The 21,139-nt window shown below is 37.8% G+C and carries 23 protein-coding genes; 8 read left to right on the forward strand and 15 right to left on the reverse strand.

Annotated features, from left to right (window positions below):
• Positions 1-340 precede the first annotated feature (340 nt).
• Together CNR22_01375 and CNR22_01380 are read left to right on the forward strand one after the other, a co-directional pair.
• A complete protein-coding gene (locus CNR22_01375) occupies positions 341-580 on the forward strand; it encodes a hypothetical protein (GenBank protein PBQ30471.1) in 240 nt (79 codons plus the stop codon).
• A 152-nt stretch (positions 581-732) separates the two neighbouring features.
• Positions 733-1,140, forward strand: coding sequence for a hypothetical protein (locus CNR22_01380; protein PBQ30472.1), 408 nt, complete (start codon positions 733-735; stop codon positions 1,138-1,140).
• Positions 1,141-1,226: 86 nt separating this feature from the next.
• Here CNR22_01380 and CNR22_01385 read toward each other — a convergent pair whose 3' ends face one another.
• A complete protein-coding gene (locus CNR22_01385; protein PBQ30473.1) occupies positions 1,227-1,529 on the reverse strand; it encodes a gas vesicle protein in 303 nt (100 codons plus the stop codon).
• 106 nt (positions 1,530-1,635) lie between these two features.
• A complete protein-coding gene (locus tag CNR22_01390; protein ID PBQ30474.1) occupies positions 1,636-2,079 on the reverse strand; it encodes a hypothetical protein in 444 nt (147 codons plus the stop codon).
• Positions 2,080-2,200: 121 nt separating this feature from the next.
• On the opposite strand from CNR22_01390, the gene CNR22_01395 reads away from it, so the two are divergent.
• The gene (locus CNR22_01395) at positions 2,201-2,587 is read left to right on the forward strand and encodes a hypothetical protein (GenBank protein ID PBQ30475.1); all 387 of its coding nucleotides are present in this window, start codon (positions 2,201-2,203) and stop codon (positions 2,585-2,587) included.
• Positions 2,588-2,733: 146 nt separating this feature from the next.
• On the forward strand, positions 2,734-3,132 hold the full coding sequence (locus tag CNR22_01400; protein ID PBQ30476.1) for a hypothetical protein: 399 nt from the start codon (positions 2,734-2,736) through the stop codon (positions 3,130-3,132).
• Between the two features lie 227 nt (positions 3,133-3,359).
• On the opposite strand, the gene CNR22_01405 is transcribed toward CNR22_01400, so the two are convergent.
• The 3 genes from CNR22_01405 to CNR22_01415 all read right to left on the reverse strand — a co-directional run bounded on the left by CNR22_01405 (position 3,360) and on the right by CNR22_01415 (position 6,571).
• Complete coding sequence (locus CNR22_01405; protein PBQ30477.1) at positions 3,360-4,358, reverse strand: S1/P1 Nuclease; 999 nt, start codon at positions 4,356-4,358, stop codon at positions 3,360-3,362.
• Between the two features lie 64 nt (positions 4,359-4,422).
• Positions 4,423-6,078: a hypothetical protein gene (locus CNR22_01410; GenBank protein ID PBQ30478.1), complete on the reverse strand. Its 1,656-nt coding sequence runs from the start codon at positions 6,076-6,078 to the stop codon at positions 4,423-4,425.
• Positions 6,079-6,151: 73 nt separating this feature from the next.
• A complete protein-coding gene (locus tag CNR22_01415; GenBank protein ID PBQ30479.1) occupies positions 6,152-6,571 on the reverse strand; it encodes a hypothetical protein in 420 nt (139 codons plus the stop codon).
• 259 nt (positions 6,572-6,830) lie between these two features.
• Between CNR22_01415 and CNR22_01420 the strand changes: the two genes are divergently transcribed.
• Positions 6,831-7,022 (forward strand): hypothetical protein, encoded by a 192-nt coding sequence (locus CNR22_01420; GenBank protein PBQ30480.1) that lies wholly within the window; start codon positions 6,831-6,833, stop codon positions 7,020-7,022.
• A 3-nt stretch (positions 7,023-7,025) separates the two neighbouring features.
• Here CNR22_01420 and CNR22_01425 read toward each other — a convergent pair whose 3' ends face one another.
• From CNR22_01425 to CNR22_01445, 5 genes are all read right to left on the reverse strand, one after another.
• On the reverse strand, positions 7,026-8,030 hold the full coding sequence (locus CNR22_01425; GenBank protein PBQ30481.1) for an acid phosphatase: 1,005 nt from the start codon (positions 8,028-8,030) through the stop codon (positions 7,026-7,028).
• Positions 8,031-8,045: 15 nt separating this feature from the next.
• A complete protein-coding gene (locus CNR22_01430) occupies positions 8,046-9,134 on the reverse strand; it encodes a 3-phytase (protein ID PBQ30482.1) in 1,089 nt (362 codons plus the stop codon).
• Positions 9,135-9,203: 69 nt separating this feature from the next.
• The gene (locus tag CNR22_01435; protein ID PBQ30483.1) at positions 9,204-10,127 is read right to left on the reverse strand and encodes a hypothetical protein; all 924 of its coding nucleotides are present in this window, start codon (positions 10,125-10,127) and stop codon (positions 9,204-9,206) included.
• A gap of 95 nt (positions 10,128-10,222) precedes the next feature.
• A complete protein-coding gene (locus CNR22_01440; protein PBQ30484.1) occupies positions 10,223-11,509 on the reverse strand; it encodes a hypothetical protein in 1,287 nt (428 codons plus the stop codon).
• 67 nt (positions 11,510-11,576) lie between these two features.
• Positions 11,577-14,330 (reverse strand): TonB-dependent receptor, encoded by a 2,754-nt coding sequence (locus CNR22_01445; GenBank protein PBQ30485.1) that lies wholly within the window; start codon positions 14,328-14,330, stop codon positions 11,577-11,579.
• Positions 14,331-14,599: 269 nt separating this feature from the next.
• Here CNR22_01445 and CNR22_01450 point away from each other — a divergent pair, with 269 nt between their 5' ends.
• Together CNR22_01450 and CNR22_01455 are read left to right on the forward strand one after the other, a co-directional pair.
• Positions 14,600-15,247, forward strand: a complete 648-nt coding sequence (locus CNR22_01450; protein PBQ30486.1) for a DNA-binding response regulator — start codon at positions 14,600-14,602, stop codon at positions 15,245-15,247.
• The gene (locus CNR22_01455; protein ID PBQ30487.1) at positions 15,219-17,591 is read left to right on the forward strand and encodes a hypothetical protein; all 2,373 of its coding nucleotides are present in this window, start codon (positions 15,219-15,221) and stop codon (positions 17,589-17,591) included. Before CNR22_01450 ends, CNR22_01455 begins: the two co-directional genes overlap by 29 nt.
• A gap of 13 nt (positions 17,592-17,604) precedes the next feature.
• Here the strand turns inward: CNR22_01455 and CNR22_01460 are convergent, their stop codons facing one another.
• Together CNR22_01460 and CNR22_01465 are read right to left on the reverse strand one after the other, a co-directional pair.
• Positions 17,605-17,811, reverse strand: coding sequence for a hypothetical protein (locus tag CNR22_01460; protein PBQ30488.1), 207 nt, complete (start codon positions 17,809-17,811; stop codon positions 17,605-17,607).
• Positions 17,812-17,967: 156 nt separating this feature from the next.
• Positions 17,968-18,663, reverse strand: coding sequence for a Crp/Fnr family transcriptional regulator (locus tag CNR22_01465; GenBank protein PBQ30489.1), 696 nt, complete (start codon positions 18,661-18,663; stop codon positions 17,968-17,970).
• A 168-nt stretch (positions 18,664-18,831) separates the two neighbouring features.
• Between CNR22_01465 and CNR22_01470 the strand changes: the two genes are divergently transcribed.
• Positions 18,832-19,038 carry a hypothetical protein gene (locus tag CNR22_01470; protein PBQ30490.1) on the forward strand — a complete coding sequence of 69 codons (207 nt, stop codon included), beginning with the start codon at positions 18,832-18,834 and terminating at the stop codon, positions 19,036-19,038.
• Between the two features lie 17 nt (positions 19,039-19,055).
• Here the strand turns inward: CNR22_01470 and CNR22_01475 are convergent, their stop codons facing one another.
• From CNR22_01475 to CNR22_01485, 3 genes are all read right to left on the reverse strand, one after another.
• A complete protein-coding gene (locus CNR22_01475; protein ID PBQ30491.1) occupies positions 19,056-19,490 on the reverse strand; it encodes a hypothetical protein in 435 nt (144 codons plus the stop codon).
• Complete coding sequence (locus tag CNR22_01480) at positions 19,487-20,104, reverse strand: recombination protein RecR (GenBank protein ID PBQ30492.1); 618 nt, start codon at positions 20,102-20,104, stop codon at positions 19,487-19,489. The genes CNR22_01475 and CNR22_01480 overlap by 4 nt, the downstream gene beginning before the upstream one ends.
• Positions 20,105-20,248: 144 nt before the next feature.
• Complete coding sequence (locus tag CNR22_01485) at positions 20,249-21,139, reverse strand: hypothetical protein (GenBank protein ID PBQ30493.1); 891 nt, start codon at positions 21,137-21,139, stop codon at positions 20,249-20,251.

Here is a 21,139-nt window from a genome sequence, read left to right on the forward strand (position 1 = left end):
GTACTAATTTAAAACGACACGCTATGGATACTATAACACGAACATACAGAGATAACGCTGAAATTGAAAAAGCCTGGCAAGACCTCATTGAGGCATTACAGCCAATTCCAAAACAAGAAAAGGAACCTGCAAAACACGCAAAACATCATCCTGCACTTATTACCAGTTCTGATCTTTCTATCTGGGAAATGATAGGCTAGTGATTTTTTTTGCTGAATTTTCTGAAGAGAATTTCATTTTACTTCTATGTTCTCTTTTTAAAATTCTAATAAGCTGACTGCGACCTTATTAAAATTTTCCCAAACCGGTAACCATCCTGCTAAAGAATAGTTATTTTAGCATGACAATTACGGATATGAAGCTGCTTAGCAAAGATGTACTCCAGGAGTACGGGTTCTCAGAGAATATACAGAAAACAAATAGTTGGATAGAGGTTATGAGTCGCGACAATGTAGACATTGTTATTAAAGAGGGAAATTTTTATTATTCCAATCTTGGAATAGATTATCCTTTAAAAGATCTGGCGGCCTTGAGAAAATTCTACAAAGAAATTAAAAATCAGGATCTGAAACCTTTTTAAAATCTCCCGATAAATTCCTGATTCACAAATTACGATCTGAAAACTCAGAAGTAATGTTAAAACACTTGTCCCTAAAGGCTTAGACATGCACTTGCAGGTAATTTCCTTCTTATATTTGTAATAGATTTAAGAGTGAAATAAACTCAAGTACTATGAAAAATCAAATTTACTGCCTGCTTATAGATGATGACACGGATGATCGCGACTTTTTTAACGTAGCTTTAAGAAATGTGAATCCAGATATTTTAGTTCATTATTCCCCTTCCGGTCACGAAGCCATTGACAATTTACGAAGTGGTGAATATAATCCCGATTATATTTTTCTGGATCTGAACATGATGCCGATGAACGGCATTGAATGTTTAAGAGAAATTAAAAAATTGGAACATTACAAAGAGACTCCTGTAATTATTTATTCTACCACTATAACAGATGACATCAAGGATGTTACATTGCGCGCAGGAGCTTTTGACCATCTCGAGAAGCCCTCAAAGAGATCGGTACTTGAAGATTATTTACTAAAGATTTTTGATTTCCATGTGGGTTTGAAATTCGCTTAGCGGAATGCTAATAGCTGAGTGCTAAACAAAACAAAAAAAATCCCGGACTTCACAGAAGCTCCGGGATTTTTTCTTTGCAAACGAGCCTAAGCTAATTTACTTTGTAATTTATCGGAAAGTTTATCCACTTTCCCTTTAAAGTCTTCGATGCCTGATTCAAGCATGTCTGCCAAATCATCAAATTTCTCAGTTTGTGTTTTCAACTTTCCTTTTAATTTCTCTTCAAGGTCGTGAGTTTTATCACTCACTTTTTTGTTGAATTTCCCTTTTTCAGGTGCTACTAAAATTCCAATTGCAACACCTGCTGCAACTCCAAGGAGAATGGTCCCCAATAAGCCTTTTGCTGTCATAGTATTCTTTTTAAAGTTTAATTTTTTAATCTCCACCACGGAGACGTTTTAATACTTAAATTTTTATGCCAGTCTCATATCTGCAAAATATCTTACTACTGAGTAAAGTATTTTACATTTCGGGGATTTGTTAACGGCCAGATTTTTAATTTCTGAGTTCAGCTGGTCGGCGGTAATAAACGACCGACAGCGAAATGATCCCAATAAGTATATTCAGAATGGCGCCTGCACGATTGAGGTTAAGAGCCTGAACAATTAATTCTCCGGCTACAGGTACAAACCAAAAAAGTCCCACAAGTACTAACAAAATCCCAAGGAAAGTACAATATCCTCCGGCTGTTTTCCTTATTCCCAAAATAATTCCCAGTACCCCAAGAACAAGATGAATAACTGCATGTGTCAGGTTGGTAGTAAAAACACCAAACACCAACTCACTAAATAGTCCCCAAACCCCTTCTACTGATAAGAATGCCCCGATGAGGATGGCGAATAAATTGTTTATTGGATTTGAATGTTCCCTGATGTCTTTTGATTTTGTCATGCTAAAGATCTTCAAGTTGCATGCCACCAAAATTTCTCTGCCCAACATTTTAAAATTCGTAGGTCAATTCCGGGCTTCTGTCTAAATATTTTAATTTTAACCGTAGCTAAATGAAACCAGCCTCCCCCTTTAACAGTATATAAGTAAAATTACCTGTCCCCCCTGGCCTATGATTAAAAAAATACTTTTAATTGACGACAACGACCTTGATAACTTTGTAAGTCGGGCAACAATTCAACAAGCAAAGTACTGTGACGATATCAAGGATTTTCTTTATGCAGAAGACGCTCTAAATTACTTAGCACATTTGGAGTCGAGTTTTACACAAATTCCGGATCTCATTTTTTTAGATGTCTCAATGCCAGTAATGGACGGATTTGCTTTCCTGGAAAAATTTGAAAGACTCCCCCATTCTGTTATCGAAAAGACCAAGATTGTGATGTTGTCATCCAGTATTAATGAGAGTGATATCTTAAGGGCAAATAAAAATCCTTACGTCTATAAATATCTTAACAAACCTCTTACTCCGAAAAAGTTAGAGGAACTGGATGTTTGATGCAACGAGTGGTTGGACGGCTTTTAAATCCTGCTCACGACCAGTTTAAGCTTTTAGATATTCAGAAGTTAACGATTGCTTAAAGCACTCATGATGCTTAAACAATGTTGATGGATTAATTTTGTGTCAAGCAAATTAATCCCAGCATGTTTTTAACAAGAACCCTTAGTTCAAAAGCCCTGATGACTACCGAGATGGTAGCAGATAAACTTGTAGAACTCTGCAGACAAAATAAGCGTGCAGACGCCATTGACGAATTATATTCCGACAAAATCACCAGCATTGTTTTAAAGGGCGAAAGTTCTGAACAAGTAGAAGGAAAACTTGCGGTATCCCGAAAAATCTATGAACTGAATTCCTCTACGGAGCAAATTCGCGATCTGTATATTTCAGATCCAATTGTTAGCGGAGACTATTTTTCTTTCACTATGGAGACAGACTCTTTTATGAAAGGAATTGGACGCGTGCGTATGAACGAAGTTTGTGTTTATAAGGTTCAATATGGCAAAATAGTATTTGAGCAGTTTTTTTTTACTGCCCAATAATACTATCGCTAAAATTTTGCTTTACTTTTTATCCTTCTTCGCGGATATTTTTTTCAGCACTTTTTTAATTTCTTTTTTCGGTTTCATTTTTGGTGCCGACTCAATTTTAAGATGTTTCATAATTGCCTGAGTATTTGCAAGTAGTTCTTTTAGCATTTCTTTTTCTTTTCCCATTGGTTTTTGTTTTTATTGTGAATCACTTCACGCGTTTATATTAAAAATAGTTTCTATTCAAATTCCCGCTCGCTTTTAAGGCCATATAATTTTCCACTTTGCCATAGATTTAATTCATGTTTAAGCCTCGCTTTATTCACTTCGGTTACTTCTTTGGGGTCTAAACTGCTTAAATCTGGTTTTCCTGCATTTACCCAGGCAGTAAGCCAAAAGTCTGAGGCTGCTGCTATAGCCAGTCTCATCTGATTTTCCACCATGCCGTTTAAAGCTTCGTGATAGGCTTTTGCATAGGCTGCCGTATGCACCAGTTGATTAAATTTATTGCGCACTATTTTTCCGTCAGCATCTTTTACAAAGAGTTTATCTGCAGGATATGTTTCGCTTAGTCGTTTTTCTTTTAAAAGAAGGGTGTCCGCCAACATATAAGAGTTCCTGATAATAGTTTTTATTTCCAGATTAATATCCGCAATATAGTTTGCCGGTCTTGTCTTTAAATTATAAGACTCTCCAAAAAGGTCAGGCAGCTGTGCTTCCCAAAACGCGTGAATTCCTTTCTGGTTAGTTAAGTCTCCGTCGTGATTGGCGCTGGTGTGCAAAGGCATGTGTGCATCGCCAAGATAGTGTCCGAGGTCTGCTGCTAAAAATAATATTTCGGTTTTTCTTTTTTCTTTAAAAGCTTTGGTAAGCTTTTCCATCATAGTCTCCAGGTACCAGGGAAGTGTGCCGTTGGCCTGGAGGAATTTCTCATCATACTTTTTATTCAGCGCTTTTGAATCAGGAAGACTATCCAGCCCTCCGAACTTTTCGACATTGATATAATGTCGCGGTCTCTCTAACCGGTCATTTAATGTGTATTTTCTTAAATCGGGAACTGTAGACTCTTGCGTAATAAAATCTATGTGATTATAAAAAAACTCCTGCAAAGGGTTAGGCAGAGCTAATACAGCAGCATGGTTAATATGTTCATGTCCGAAGACGCCCCAGGAAATAGTGCTCGCAGCGCAGACGAAAAGTATCAGTCGGAGAACAAGCTTTTTTAATTTATGATCCATGGGAGTGTAAAAAATAAAAACCGGACCGCTTAAAACGTTCCGGTTTCTAAAATAAGGAAAAGAATTAGTGCATTACAACAATCTTAGTAACAGATAAGGACGTTTCAGAAGAGACTTTTACAAAATAGATTCCGTTTTCAAGAGTTGAAGTAGTTAAAGTTAAGTTTTGAGAACCTGCATTAAAATTTTGAGTAGCTACTTCACTCACTTGTTTTCCTGTAAGGTCAACTATCACCACGTTTAAACGCACGTCTTTAGTTAAGTTTAGAGATAAAGTTACTGATTCGTTTACGGGATTTGGAAAAAGGCTTACAGAAGAAAGAGGATTTGATACCTGTTCTTTAACGGATGTTGTTAAGTGCGGTTGATAAGCACTTAATTTGTTAGCACCTTTTAAACCATAAGTAATAAGGTGGCTTTTATTAGTTGTTGGCATGGCAATCCCATCATTAAGCGGGCAGTTTTGCCCGAAGTCGTTATCATTGCAGAAAGCGATAGTGCTATCATTAACGATTGCTAAACCTTCTGCTTTATCTAAAGCCGCCGGCCAGCTGTTGGCCAAAAGATCCATAAATAAAGTTTTTGTAACAGGCACAATGTTATTCGCCGCTAAAGCAGTGGCAGTAACCAAAGCTTCCACTGTTTGCCCGTTATATAAACCCGAGGTAACCGCTGTTGCTCCGCTAATGTTTATTTTATAAACTCTTTTAAAATCGGAAGTTCCACGAGCAGCTGCTTCAATAACTAAAAACTCGTTGTTATTAATTGCAGCCATATCGCCCAATTTCCAATCTCTCAAACGAATTTGATTTGCTCCGCTTGCACCAATAATTCCATCGTTCAGGTAAACTAAAACGCGGGTTGAGTTTGTTGCAGGATCAATTTCGATCATACGGTGAACTAGTGTACCTTCTCCTGTAGCTGTATTAGGAAACAAAAGCGGGCTTTGAATGATAGCGTAAACTTTTCCGTTAGGAGCGATAGTTAAACACTCAAAACCACGGTTGTTTTTACGGTATTTAAAGACGGTGTCAATGGCTATGTCTTCTGGTTGAGCTGTAGCTGGATTGTTATAGGGTGTGTAACGTTTTAAAACAATTCCATTTGGACTTAGTTTCCAAATGGTTGGCCCACCTTCTTCAGAGATCCAGAAATTTCCATCGTTATCAACAGAAATACCTTCAGAATCAATTCCCCAAATATCTTTGGCAGCAGTATTTGCAGCAAAATTGGCACAATTAGAAACAGTTTGTGTTGACACAACTTCTAAGGTAGTACTTCCCAAACCAGCAGGATTCATAAGCCCTGTAGCAGTGCTTCCGTTTGGACGTTTCATGGTGATGGTTTGTAAAATCTGAACAGAATCACCATTAATTTTCACTCTGTGAATTTTTGGCGCATAAGTGGGGAAACCAAACATTTTATCGTAAGTTGGAATACAACCCACGGTTCCAACAGGGGTGGCACTTGCGTTTGCACTTGCGCAATCAACGTTTACACCTCTGTCGGAGATAGTCCAGAATTCTTTTCCGTTTGTGTTGGGAATAGCCGTTAAAGCTGAAAATCCCGCTTCACGAAAAGTAATGTTCTGAAAAACACCAATGGTTGCCGATGATTTATTTGTGTAGTCCTGCAAGAGTGTGATTTGCGACGCTACTTCATTTTTTGCGAGCAAAATGAGTCCTGCCGCCAGAATACTTTTAGTAAAAATTTTAGTCATGGTTGAGTTTTATAATTTGGTCAAAACTAACCACTGGTAATTATTGTACTATGTCTGATAAATTATGAAATGGTTAAGAGAAATTCAATTTCAAAAGTTTCATGGCATGTTTTAGCTCAACAATTCTTCTCGCTACCGATATAAAACTCACCATACCTTCCAGGTGATTGTCGTCATCCACTACTGGTACATAATTTAAATGATAGTTTCGCATGTGCATAAGAGCGGTTGCTTCATCTTCATACCCATGCAAAAATACCGGTTCTGAACTCATGATTTCTTTCACTTTCATTTCTTTATCTGTAAGATTATTTTCCCTGATCGTCTTACATATAGAATCAAAAGTCAGTGTGCCTATTACGCGCTCCTGTTTGTCCAGTACCGGAATAAAAGTAATGGAAGAAATGGACATGCGACTGGCTACAAACTTTAAGCTATCTTCTTCTTTGCACGAATAAGGAAAGCTTCGCATAAGTTCTTTAACTGTTTTCATTATTTTATTTTTTTAAATGAACCTGAATTTGTTCATTCCAAATTACTCTGTGTTTTTAGCCTTTGTGTTAAGAAGGGATTATATTTTTCTTATCAGGAATACCGGGCAAATATTTAATAGTAGCATAACTATTTCTTTACTCCGTTAAAAATCCTAAAAACCCCAGGTGAAGTAAAAACTTAAAATTGCGATAATGTCAAAGTAATACAATGGAAGTAACTTCGTTGTAAATCAGCACTAAGTCTGGTTCAAAACTCAAATGAAAACACTCAACGAAACCCCTGTTCCGACTTCAAGCACAGATCTTGCCTGGAAAGAATTGATGGAAGTAATCAGACCTGTAAAATCCGAAATTTCTGAGATCGCAAAAACAAATGCAAAAAACAGGATCAAACATCATCCTGCCATAATTACTACACTGGAAATGGCAAACTGGGAATTATTCGGCTAGTCTTTATTTTTTTAAGACCTGCTGATATAAAATCTTCCCTTCCCAATTTATAACCTGCACTTTTAGTTGTGTTTGCCCAACTGAAAAAAGCATAAAGCCATGGTCTGAGGCCTTAAATTTTGACTCTGGTAAATTCCCTTTTACATCCCTGGCTTCCGAACCGGCTCCAGAAATAAAGTGATGGGTTGATCCTTCGGGTTTAATATATTCCAGTTGATGCTCATGGCCACAGATATAAGCGTCTACAGAAAATTGTTTTAAAATGGGTTCCATTACTTTTCTGAATTGCAATGTCTCAGCACTCTTAATGCGTTTTCCAGATGTGTAAAGAGGGTGGTGCCCTACTACAAATTTCCATTTAACAGCCGGATCATTCTCTGCAAGAACTTTGGTTAACCACTGTTTTTGCGCCGATGTGTCCTGTGTTTTCACCATTTTTCCATACTCGGGATCGTTGTAATATTTTTCTATGAAAGGGTTTGTATCTATAAAAACAAAGAGCGCTTTAGAATTTGTATCTCCATCGACAGGCATTTTCACTGAGTAATAGCGCGAAGGCATAATCCACCGGGAACTTTTTTTAGAATATTCCACTTCAGCATCAGGATTGATTTTGTAATCATGATTTCCCAGGACAACATACCAGTCTTTTTGAAGAGAATACTGGTTGTACACATTTTCGTAGCTCTTTATCCATAAAGGATCATCGACACTTTTTACGCCCCTTGGATAAAAATTATCACCCGTTGATATAATAAAAGAGGCATCACCACTCACAGATGCAAAAGCCATTTGCTCTGCAACCTCTTTCTGAAAAAACTCCCCACACCTACCCCAGTCTCCAATAACCAAAAAATTCAGTGCACTGTCGGGAATGGTAAGCCCTTTAATGAAGCCGCCCCTGTAGCCGCCCTTAAATTCGGCGAGATCGTGTTTGTTCTGTGCGTTTTGTTTTAAAGAAATTAAACTGATGAAAAGAAAGAGAAATAAAACGGAAGACGGTTTCATATTACTAGTATAATTTTAGTTCTTTACTAATTTTGTATCTGCTATTAAAGTCTTACCGGCCACATCTTCCCAACGGTAATAATGAAACGTTTTATCAGTACTCATAACCACAAAGAGTCCATGCTTAAAGGTCTCATTCAAAGGGATCGCTGTAACATCAGAACCATCACTGTCGATAGCCGCAACCTTTACAATTTTTAAAAGCTTGTGCGAATAAGGTTGTCCTGCCGCCCCTTCTCTTGAAAAAATATGAAAACGGTTTGCCTGCTGATCAGAAAGTAAAATGTATCCTGTTTTTTCAGAAGTAGGATAAACTGACAGTCCTTCGTGATCATTTTTTACTCCGGCAGTAGCGAACAAAGAAAGTTCTTTGCCGGAACTGTCGGGTGAAGCGTAAAATTGACGAACGCCAACTGTCTCATCTGAATAGTAAACATAGCCTAAAGCATCATCCACCACAATTGATTCAATTTCTTTTTTACCACTGAACTTCCCAAAGGCTCGTACTTTTTTTGCCTGCACTACGCCATTGGCATCGGCATACAATTTATATTGCCACAAAAAAGAACCATCGGGGCCCAACTTGCGTCCCACGATGGCATAAATATCAGAGGCTTTTTTGTAAAGTCCAATGCCCATAGGATCACGTAATGAATCACCCACGAAAACTTTTATTCCACCGCCATCAATGGCTTGCATATCCGGCAAAGAATATACGCGTATCATCTGGCGTCCTCGTTCTGTAAAAACAGCGATATCAATTTTTTTCCCTTTATAATCAAAACCGTATTCAATATCAATATTGTTAGGACGTTGCAAATGCAGAACGGTTTTTTTACGATCAATTTTCCCCTGGAGATCAAAAACATAAATTCCACCGGTTGTATCTCCTTTGTCTGTGCCGAGTACCAGGCTTTTTGAGGCATCCGCAGGATTAATCCAGATAGCAGGATCATCACTGTCGTTAAGTACTTTTTCTGTTATGATAGCCGGTTGAACAGCTTTTGTAATTATATCAGTTGTACCAAGATCTTTTTTTGAACTTGAGCACGCGGAGATGGAGATGATAAGAAGGGCTCCAAAAAAATAATGAGATACGGTCATGTAATTGGTTCTGCTTAATAACGAAAAATAAAAAAAAGTCCCGGAGCCGCAATAACTCCGGGTACCTGGTTATTCTGAAATGATTTTAAATACTTGTTGTTTTTTGTTAGCTTTTACTTTCACAAAATAAACGCCAGGTTGTAAATCAGAACCTGAAGTATATTGAAAAGTACCAGCCGATGCTTTTTCAAATGTTCTTTCTTCCATAACTTTTCCCATAAGATCGTAAACAGAGATAACAAGATCTGAGGACGTTGCCAGATCTACATTTACATGGAAAGAATTTTTAAATGGATTCGGGTAAACGGTAACAGAAGAAGACTTTTCAATTTCGTTAACACCTGTAACAGCCAGGCTATAAGTAATTACAAGCTGCGGAGCCAGGGCAGGGTCGCCATCAAACGATTCTACTTCGCGTGTTCCTGAGCCTTTAATAAAAAACGCCATCGCATTTCCAGAAGCCCAGCCGGTTTTAAAAACCAAAGGTTGAATAAGACTTTTTATGTCAGCAGTTCTTTGATCCGTTCCGGCAGAACCTACAACACTCCAGGTGCTCCCACTTACATTCCATGTTACAGAACCAGGTGTAAGAGACCGTGAGCTCAGGCTGAACGGATTATCAGAAAAGGTTGCAGGATTTGCATTGTTTTCAGAAGAGATGTTTAAAACACAAGGATCGGTATTTTTTGCAGTGGCGTCTACTGCAAATTGAATATAAGCACTCATAATTGTTGCCATTGGAGGAATGGTTACACTCGTAAATCTCACACCTACCAGTTGCGGATCAGAGGTAGCTGTTTCATTTCCTAATTCAAGATCACTGCTTCCCGAGTCCATATCTCCAAGGGTTCCGGTTTGCGGCACCGCACCTGATATACGTTCTTCGTGATCGTCCAGTGAACTATTCACTCTTACAGTAAAAGTTGTTTGTCCCAGCATCAGCGACGCGCTACCAATGAGCACGCTTATTAAAAAAGATTTTGTTGTTTTCATGGTTTAATTTCTTAGAGGTAAAGAGTTATCAAATTTTTTCGTTTATGGTTTTTAAAAAACAGGAGTCAATAGCTTATCGACTCCTGTAATAAAATTTAGTTAGTACCGAAAGCACCAATGAATGCTGAAGGAGCCGGTGATTTATATTCTACACCAGCAATTGTAATTCCTGATGAAACAAAGTGTGGAGTGAAGCTTGTAGTTCCTGCATTAAGCGCCGGAGAACCTGCCTGCAAATGAAAATTCCAACTTGTGTTGAACGAAGCGTTTGCTTTCGGAGTATTTAAATCATAGTTTACAAATTTTGGATCGTTTGCTCCGATAGTAGTGGAGTTAACGTCGTGCGCAGCGGCAACAACCCCTGAAGTTGTGATTTGAAAACCGTCTACCACTGCTTTATCTTGTCCGTAGTACCATGTGTAGTCGTATACAACACCAGGCTTAGTTGCTGCTGCATCTATTTTTATTCCAAAACGACAGTTTACATACATAGTGTTATAGATGTGTGCCAGTACATTTTTTTCTAACCAGATACCACCACCTTTTGTAGTAGGATATCTCCAGCCACTGTTAACAATTGTATTATTATAACCGTAAGCATCTGTGTTGGGTGAGCGGTCGCCACTGTTTGACCATTTTAATCCGTTTTGGTTTGGATTGTAAATTACGTTGTAAGAAACGTCAGCAATATTTCCTGCTTTCATATTGATGGCATCACCGTTATCAGAACCCTGCGCATAGATGAGGTTATTTGAAATAATTGCTTTAGAACCTTCCAGGTAAAGACAATCTTCTCCAATGTTGTTGAAAATACAATTTTGAATTACAACCTTGCCATCTACCTCGTTACGGAAATTGATAGCTGGATCTCTTTGTCCCGCTTCAGCTTTGTATAGACCAGCTTTTACAGAGGCCGAGGTTTCTGTTAAAGTAGACCCTGTAAATTCTATTTGAGTATAAAGCATTAACAATTCTTTTGCTGAGCGATCAAACAAAATACCACCCCATAAGCGTGGGAAGTTTGTAGACGATGATGGTCTGCGGCTATCGGTTACAGTAAATTTCACCATGTTACCGGCAACTCCTTTACAGTGCAGGTTACCGAAAACAAGAATTTCATTCGTGGAATCTGAAAACATAATCTTAACGCCTTCTTCAATAGTTAAGGTTTTTCCTGCAGGCACTTTAATTGTACCGTTCACAGTGATTTGAGAACCTTTTGACCATGTGCCAAAATAATTTCCACCAGAAATGGTTTTTGTTCCGCTAACGCCCGAAGAATCAGGTGTTGCAGGTTGTGTTGTTTCTTCTTCTGTAGGTTTGTTGTCATCGTCTTTTTTGCAGGAAACAAATGCCAGACTCGCCGCAATTGCAATGAACATAAATGATTTAATCTTAGATTTCATGGTTTTGATTTTTTTTAGTTGATTTATTTTTTTTGATTATTTTTTAAAATTTATAGCGCACTCCGGCAAGGTAGGTCTGCATGGAATATTCGGAACGTACTAAAGTGTTTTTATCCGATGCACTGTGTGAAGGGAGATTGTCGTTTAATGGATTTGTTTTTTTGATGTAAACTGTAAGGTGTGTATTCAATAAGTTTTGTGCTTTAACAAAAACACTTAAACCTTTCTTAAATCTTTTCTCTGCTGAAAAATCCAATTGAAAAAATCCTTTTTGCCACAAGTCGTTGTCGATGTATCGGGAAACGGAATAAATTCTCTCACCCGTGTAAGACAAAGCCAGTTGTGCGCTTAGACCGTTATGCTGACTCTGGTACAACAAAGAAAGATTTGCTACATGAGCCGACTGTCCGAACAATGGGCGCGATTGCGAAACATAAATGGTTGAATCCTGGCCCTTAGCTGTTTTTACGCGCGACAATTTATTAGTAGTAATACTTGAACGTGTGAGTGTATAGTTTGCTTTAATTCCAATCTGGTTAAAAAATTTTGTAAAATCTAACTCAAAACCATAGTTGGTGGCTTTGTCAGAATTGATAGGAGAATATACCTGCACGTGAGAATTTCCAAGATAATCGACAAATGCATACTCAATAGGATCCTGAATGTTTTTGTAAAAAAATCCTGCCATTACCTGGTCGAGTTTAGAGGGATAATATTCCCAACGCAGATCAACATTGTCTGCCACAGCAGGCTTTAAATCGGGGTTCCCTGCCTGCGAATAATCATCACCTACAACTATAAAGGGCACAATCTCATAAAAGCCAGGTCTGTTAGTGGCTTTGTAGTAAGACATCCGCAAATTATTTTTAGGGTTTACTTCGTATTTTAAATGAACGCTTGGCAAAACATTGGTGTAGGTGTAAGTTTCCGAAGGACGTCGTTCCCCCTGTGGATACCACATATCATAGCCCTGCTGAAAATTTTCCATTCGCAAACCTGCAATCGCCTGAAACCTTTTTACATTTACTTTCGCCATACCGTAGTAGGCTAAAGTATTTTCCACGGCCTCATAATTTTCTGAAGTGCGAATGCCATTTGGAGTAGAAACAGTCCATTGTATTTCGCTGTATTCATTCCAGTTTAAGCCTTTGTAACCTTTACTGTCCAGGGTATACTTGTTGTAAAAACTTGTACGGTCTTTCATCCGGTACATAGCTCCGGCAGAGAATTCCGTTTTCACAGACCCTGCTTTAGTCGCATATTTCAGGTTCAGATAGCCAGCTTTATCTTCATCAGTATTGTATCTCCAGATGCGGTAGGAATTGCCATAAAGCAATGCACCATACTGCGGCAATGGCGAGCCGTTTTGAACCGGTGTTTCGTATGAAATTGTAACTTCATCCGGACTGTGATTTGAAGCTTTAGAATAAACTGCCGACCAGTTTACAAACAATCCCTTAACTAACTCGTGATCACCCTGCAAAGTGCTTGTAAATAAATTTTGAATGGTTAAACGCGTTCGGTCCGAATGGCTTTTATTAGCGGTACCCTGCTCAGGAAAATAACTTACTTCTAAATCTGTTTGATCGTCGCTTCGTACCTGTGCAATTTTAAAGTTCATATCGGCCACATACAATTTTAACTGATGACGTTTGTTGAAACGATAGTCCAGCTTAGCGTGTACCCCATAATTAGTCTGATGTTCATAAAACATCCTTTGATGCATATTTGTTATCAGAGGTAAATTTTGTCCATCGCGCGATAAGTCGTCTCTAAACAGCAAACTACTAGTAGCACGGTTTACATTTTGATAAGAACCTGAAATTAAAATCCCGAATTTTTTATTGAAAAACCGATTGCCAAGTGTAAGACCGGAGAAATTATTGAGGGGAAGGGCAGTTTGTTTGAGATCAAGGTTTCCTTTAGAAAAATCGCCCGGTACAGCGTTGTAATTTTTACCCTGCAATTCGTAGGGAGATTCAGGGTTTACAGCTTTTGTATCAAAGCTCTTCATACTTTGCTCAAAAAATATCTGGCTAAAACCAAAAGAAGTGTTTGCCATCACTAAAAATTTATCAGGTGCATTTTTCATTACCAGGTTCACCGCTCCTGCAATAGCGTCACCTTCCATATCTGCCGTAACAGCTTTTGTTACTTCAATACGGTCAACTAAATCAGAAGGAAAAATATCCAGAGGCACATAGCGGTGTTTATTATTGGTACTTGGAATTTTAATGCCATTTACCAAAGTATAGTTGTAACGTTTATCCATTCCTCTCAACAAAGCATAAGTGGAGCCGTTGCCAGAGCTCTTATCTAACGTAATTCCCGACATACGCTGAATAACATTCGCAATGTTTAAATCGGGAGAAAGCTCAATTGCTTTTGCGCTCACTACGTTCATCACATTCACAGCATCCCGTTCTGTTGTTCTCGCACTGCTTTCACTGCTTAGGTCCCGTGTTCCTAAAATTTCTATAGCGTCAATAATTATACCTACAGATTTAAGTTTAATAGTCACCGAAACCTCTTCTTCATTACTTTTTACGAGTACCAGTGTAGATGTATACTCATAACTTATATAACTTGTGGTTAACGTATAAGTACCAGGCGGAACATTTTTTAAAACAAAACTACCGTCAAGGCCAACGGAAACAGCCATTTTTAATTCTTTAATAGCTACCGTCGCTCCTACTAACTCCTCTCCAGTTAAGACGTCTGTTACTCTACCTTTAATTGTGGCAGAATAAAAAACCGAAGTAGTCAGTAAAAAAAAGAAAAGCAGTATTTTTTTCATTGATTTTTTTGCTCAGGTAAGCTTTGCAAAGTTGAGCTTAAACCCCTGCGCATGCAATAGCCATAGTGCCTAACAGCACTAGTTAAAAGTACCAGGCACGCACAGCACTCTGCAAATGAGCAGATTACAAAAGTGCATGCAGCATGTTGCTGATTTCGTTCACGCAAACTTAATATGCGTTGCTTTTTTATTTAGATTCTTTAGTTATTCGGTAACCATAACATAACATTAACTGAAACAAGGCTTACTAATTTCAGGCTGGAAATTAAATGGAAACTACACCCCTACGCATTATTGTTGCTGATGATCACGCTGTTGTACGCACAGGATTGCAGCTCATACTTGACGAGACGGGAGATATGGAAATTGTTGATGAGGCGCGCGATGGTGACGAATTGCTTTTAAAACTGGAGCAAACTAAGTACGACCTTGTTTTACTTGATATGTCTATGCCCGGCAAAGACGCCCTGGATGTTTTAAAAGAAATAAAATTAAAATGGAGTACCCTTCCGGTCATTATTTTCTCAATGAATCCGGATGAATTGCATTCGGTACGGATGATTCAAAATGGCGCTTCGGCATATGTAAATAAACAAACGCATTCCGATCAGTTAATTGAAATCATAAGAACGGTTTCCTCCGGGAAGAAATATATTTTTCCGCACCAGGCACATTTGCTTGCAGATCAGATCTCCGCGCCCTCGCAGTCTGCCCTGCCACACACCCAACTTACTGACCGGGAATCTCAGGTTTTTGTATTACTGGCGAGCGGAATTAGAAAATCGGAAATCGCTGAAAAACTTGATATCAGTAAAAACACTATTAGTAATCACAGGAACAACATCATGAAAAAAATGAACATGTCCCTAAATTCAGAATTGACCAGATATGCCATTCAGCACAAAATTATTCAGTAAAAAAAATAAACGTCAGATAGCTCTGTCATTATTCATTTTAGTTTTTGTTCTTATTTTTCCTTTTTTTCTTGACCTGGAAAAAAATTCGCCTGTTACCTCTAACACTAAAGCGCCGGAATCGTCTTTAAAATCTATTCTCCAAAGGGCAAAACACTATTCAAGTACTGCTTCTGATTCGGCTGAGTTGCTTGCAAGGAAATCTTTAAATATTTCGGTAAATCAAAACGACAAAACTTCCGAAATTCAAAGTCTGCTTATACTGGGGCACATTAAGAAACTAAAAAGTGAACATTCAAAAGCCCTCGGATTTTATTCGCGTGCTACTAAGCTAGCCAGGCAAACGGGAAATATAAACGCTTTGTGTGAAGCTATTGTGAACGAAGGAGAGATTGTTTACAAACGCGGCGACTACAATAAATCTCTCTACTATTTTAAAAAAGTAGATTCCCTTGCAAAAGTATACTCCTTAGAAGAGCAGCAGGCTTATGCGGAATATTATCTCGGCAAAGCTTACCAGACAAAAGGAAATTTTGATAAAGCGAATTTCTATTATCATAGCTCTTTAGCTTTGGCCAGAAAAAACAAAGATAAAAAACAACTCGCCCTTCTTCTTCCAAGTCTAGGCAAACATTATATTTCTGAAGGCAAATTAAACAAGGCCTTAAGCTCATACCAGGAAGCATTTCGCATCAGTACTGAGCTAAACGATTTACTCTTAAGTGCTGACATCTGCAATCATCTGGGAAGTTTATATCTTGATCTGAAAGAATTTGATAAAGCAATTATTTATCATCGCCAGGCATTATCTTATCGCCTTACATTAAATTATCCTGGTGAACTTGCAAAATCGTACAACAATCTTGGAAAAATTCATCTGGCAACAAATCAACTTGACAGCGCTGAGTTCTATTTTCATAAATCTTATCTTCTTTGTGTAAACATCGACTACAAAAAAGGCCTGGTAAAGTCCCTAACGAATCTTGGAGATGTTTACCGCTCGGCAAATCAATACAACAAAGCCTTCGAATGTCTGAACGAATCTTTTAAAATTGCCACTTCTATTGGATACGATATTGGTGTTGCAGAGGCTAGTCTTGGTCTTGCAGAAGTACTTTTTAAAGAAAACAAGATGGATAGTGCGATCTTTTATTACAATGTTTCGCTTTCAAAATTTGAAAAAACAAATTATAACGAAGATCTTCTGAGGGTTTACAAGGGGCTATACACTTGTTACTTTAATAAAAAAGAATATAAAAAAGCTCTGACTTATCATATCTCCGTTTTAGAAACGGAAAAGAAATCGCTGGATGTTGAGAATAAAAGACAATTGGCCATTGTAAATATTTCGTTTGACACTGAGCGAAAAGAACAAGATTACAAAGTTCTTCTTAAAGACAATGCCTTAAAAGCCTCACTAATTAAAAGCAAAAATACTTTTATCTGGCTTATTGTTGCTGTTTTAGGCTTTACTATTTTATTATGTCTTCACGTTTACAACCGCTTTTATTTGAAGAAAAAAGCAAACGCCAAATTAGAAGAACTTAATCGTACGATTACAAACCGCAATATTGAATTCAAAAAATTAAACAAAGAACTTGAAATGGCGAACAAGGAAAAGGATAAGCTGTTTTCGATTATTTCACATGAGCTGCGCAATCCGCTTTACTGGTTGCAGAACCTGGCCGAGGTACTCTCGCGAAAACATACAACCATGTCAGAAGAAAAAGTCAAAAAAACACTCATTTCAATGGACGAATCGGCAAAAAATGTCTATCATCTGATGGACAATTTACTCCACTGGTCACGTAATAAACTAAACCGGGTGCATCCAAAAAAATCCCGTCATAATTTATTCACCCTTGTAACCGATACAACGCGCATGTATGAAACTTTTCTTCAACAAAAAGAAATTAGTTTTAGCATCGATATTCCAAAAGATATTTTTATTCACGCAGATGGTGATTTGTTTGCCTGCGTGATTCGAAACCTTATTTCAAACGCCATCAAGTACACTCCCAACGGAGGAAAAATCAGCTTTAAACAAGAAATCAGTACTTACCACGTAACCGTTGTGTTAATCGACTCTGGTAAAGGCATGAGTGATCGGCAATTAAAATCTATTTTTGATTTTGAAGATACCAATATCTCTATGCCGGGACTGATGCAGGAAAAAGGCTCAGGTCTGGGTTTAAAACTATGCAAAGACTTTGTAGAAATGAATGATGGGAAATTCTGGGCAGACAGTATTGCCGGTATAGGCACGCGTTTTTTCTTTACCGTGCCATTGCAAAGTCCGGTAAGAATTAAATTAGAGGAGCTTGAAATTGCAGAGAACCTCAACTAGCTCTCTTTTGCTTTTAAATGTGTACAGTTGTAAGAAACGACCATAAAGAGAGTATAGCCACAATTGCAACTATAGCCAACACAAGTTGTTTTACTCCTACTACATCATCGTCGGTATTCAAATTTTCTATCATAAGTAATGCGATGAAGGTTATTATTTTTTGAACGCCTAAAATAATGAAACTCCTTTCTATCAGGACTGACGGCCTCCCAAAAAACAAAAAACTTAACAAGGAATTTACTTACAGAGCTTTAAAATGAAGATTGTTAAGTTATTAAACGCTGTTTAAGTCGTTTTGACGGAGTCTTAAAAGAAAAAAATCAGCTCCGTTAACTAGTTCTTTTTGAAGATCCCGTTTGAAAAAATAGCCTGGATCCTAAAGCTCCGAAAGCATGTTCAGTAATGTTTTGTGTTTTAGGATCGTAATTTTTGTGCCCCTGGTAGAAATTATTTTCTCGTCTTTAAATATTCTCAGCATACGGACTAAAGTCTCCTTGGCAGTTCCAACAAATCCAGCAAAGTCATCTCTCGTGATCGAAATCACTACCACTTTTCCTTTTTCCTCCGTTACTGTATAAATCCTTTTTAAAATAAGCAAACTCAGAGCTACCCGTTCTTTAACGCCATACTGAGAAAACACAGTGAGTTTATTTACCCATACCGTAAATTCTTTAGTAAGATTCTGTAAAAGTCTACGTGCCAGGCCCGGTGAAGCATTTAGAATTTCTAAAAAAATATCTTTGGGAATAAATGTAATTACAACATTATCCATAGCCACACCCGAAACAGGATGCGGTTCCTCAGCCAGTAAAGGACGGTAACCAAAAAATTCGCCTTTTTTATAAATATAAACTACACTCTGTTTTCCAACGCTGTTAGTCTGGAAAATTTTGACCTTACCTTTCCTGATACTATAAATTCCTTTTGAAAAAGTATTCTCTTTAAAAAGGTACTCTCCTTTTGTAAATTCCTTTCGCTGAGCGGTTACCTTGATCTTAGCTAACTCCTCTTCCGACAGCAAGTCAAAAAAAGACAGCGATTTAAGATGATATTTTTCGAGGTTAAATTCCACGGCGAAGTTTAAGCTTATTTGCCAGAACCAAGTTTGATTTTTATCAGTGTAAAAAAATAAGTCCAGGATTTATATTTTTTGAGAGTGGCAGAATTGACAATTGTCAATGTGCGAAACAATCCTTCTTTGTTTCTTAGGTTACCTTATTAAAAGGGCTAAATAAAAAGCATGAAGTGGCGTAATACAAGGTTAGATAAACTCCCAAAAGACAAACAAGAAGTTCTTCTCTCAAAGGATGGGATTAACTACGTAGCAGTTTATACCGAAAAAGGAAAGTTTTTTAGCTTCGACGAAAAAGGAAAAGAAAAAATAATACGATCAAATGAGGAGCAACTCTATTGGACAGAGTATTCAAGACCCGGAGCAAAAAAATAAATCCAGTTCAGAAATTGTCAGGATTTCTCATCAAACTTCATGATCAGGTAGTCATCTTCTACATGAAGGCTATCTGTGCAGTAATCCAATTTATCCTGCATCTCTTTAGGAAAGTTATCACAAACCCGGAAGCCTAGTGGTTCAAAAAACGAAGGAGTAATGCAACACAGGTAAAGATCTTTCTTTGCTTTTTTCATCAGAGCTTCGGCCATTAACCTGCCAAACCCTTTTCCCCGCTCACTCTCAACAATACCTAACGAACACATTTCAGAAAGTGCGGGATACTCACGAATTCTGCCAAAGCCAATTAATCCCGACTCGCCGGTAAAAATCAAAAACTGACCTATTTGCAGAGCCCTGTCATCAAGATCAAATTTTCGGATGTGTTTTTTTACAAGTTCAAAATCTTCCTCTGAACATGATTTTGCTTCAAGTAAACTTTGACCCATCATTTTTTTAGCAGTGTATCAAAAGGAATGCGGTTAATAATTGAGCGGCCAAGGGTAACTTCATCAGCATACTCAAGTTCGTCTCCAACAGCAATGCCACGGGCGATAGCACTTAAGCGAATGTTGTACGGAGCAATTTTTCTGAAGATATAAAAAGAAGTAGTTTCGCCTTCCATTGTAGCATTTAAAGCAAGTATAATTTCTTTTACAGAATTAGCACTCAATTTATTTACAAGTGTTTCTATGTTTAAACCCGAAGGCGTTATTCCTTCCAGGGGCGAAATCAATCCTCCAAGAACATGGTAATGCCCCTTGTAAAGCCCGGTATTTTCGATCGCCATAATATCGCGGTAATCCTGCACTACACAAACAAGCGTTTCATCACGCGAAGGATTGGCACAAATTTCGCAAACGTCTGATTCAGAAATATTATGACACTTGGCGCAATATTTAAGATCTGTTTTTAACTGAGCAATGAGGCTGCTTAAATTATCAGATTGTTGTTTATCTTGTTTTATTACATGAAGTACAAAACGTAGCGCGGTTTTTTTCCCAACGCCTGGCAGTTGTGCAAAAGCATCAACGGCCTGTTCTATTATTTTAGAGCTGAATTCCAAGGAGTACAAAGATACGCGTTTTCAATAAAAAAGCCACAGTTTTCGCTGATTCCATTGATTAATAATTAAAAAGATTAATTTATACCTGAGTTTTGATAAAAAAACATGTTCTCTGTAAATCCTAATAGCTACCGGATCTCTGCCTTATCTCCGCACGAAATTACCAATAGTCTTCAGGTAGATCTCAAAGCCCATTTTTGCCGGTACTTCCCCGTGATCGGCGCCGTCGACAAGATATTTTTCTTTGTAAGATCCTTGATAATTTTTGTACACGACTTCGCCATGCGTTTTGTAATTCAGAAAATTATCTTTCGTGCCATGCAGCCACAGGAAGGGTTGATTTACTTTTTTAATCTCTTCAGCATTGTCAATTTTTACATCTGTAAAATAATCTGCGGGCATAGTGAGTTGCGAAGCATCCTGAACCATTACAGCAGAACTTCCAAACGGAGCTTCCAAAATCAATTTCGATGGACGCAAAGATTTTGTGTTCGCTGACAATTCGCATGCTGAGGCACTTCCCAGACTGAATCCATAAATAATTAAACGTTTATCATCCAGACCTTTCTCCTTTAACCATTTCATACAAGCGTCCACATCTGCATACATACCATCTTCCGCAGGCTTTCCTGAACTTAGACCAAAACCACGGTAGTCCATCATCATTACACCATAAGTATTTTTTCCATTTACGTGCGCTAATAATTTTGCACGTTGCCAGTAAAAATCCATATGCCATTTATTTCCGTGACAATAAAGGATAACTGTATCAGTGATTATTTTTGAGGGATCGCCAATATAAATCGCTTTAATTTCAGTAGAACTGGATTCTTTTTCTGTTTGAGAATTTAATGACAGTAAAGTTATTTTGTCAGCGCCTATAGTGTAAGAAGCGTCCAGAATAAAATCCTGTTCACCACTGTAATTCTCCAGTTCGTAACTCTTGATTTTATTATCGTTATTGTAAAGATTTGTATCCAACTTCAGACAAGAAGAGGCAAGGGCACTTAGAGTTATCAAAATTATATACTTCAT

Source organism: Sphingobacteriaceae bacterium (assembly GCA_002319075.1).
Taxonomy (GTDB): Bacteria; Bacteroidota; Bacteroidia; order B-17B0; family Aurantibacillaceae; genus Aurantibacillus.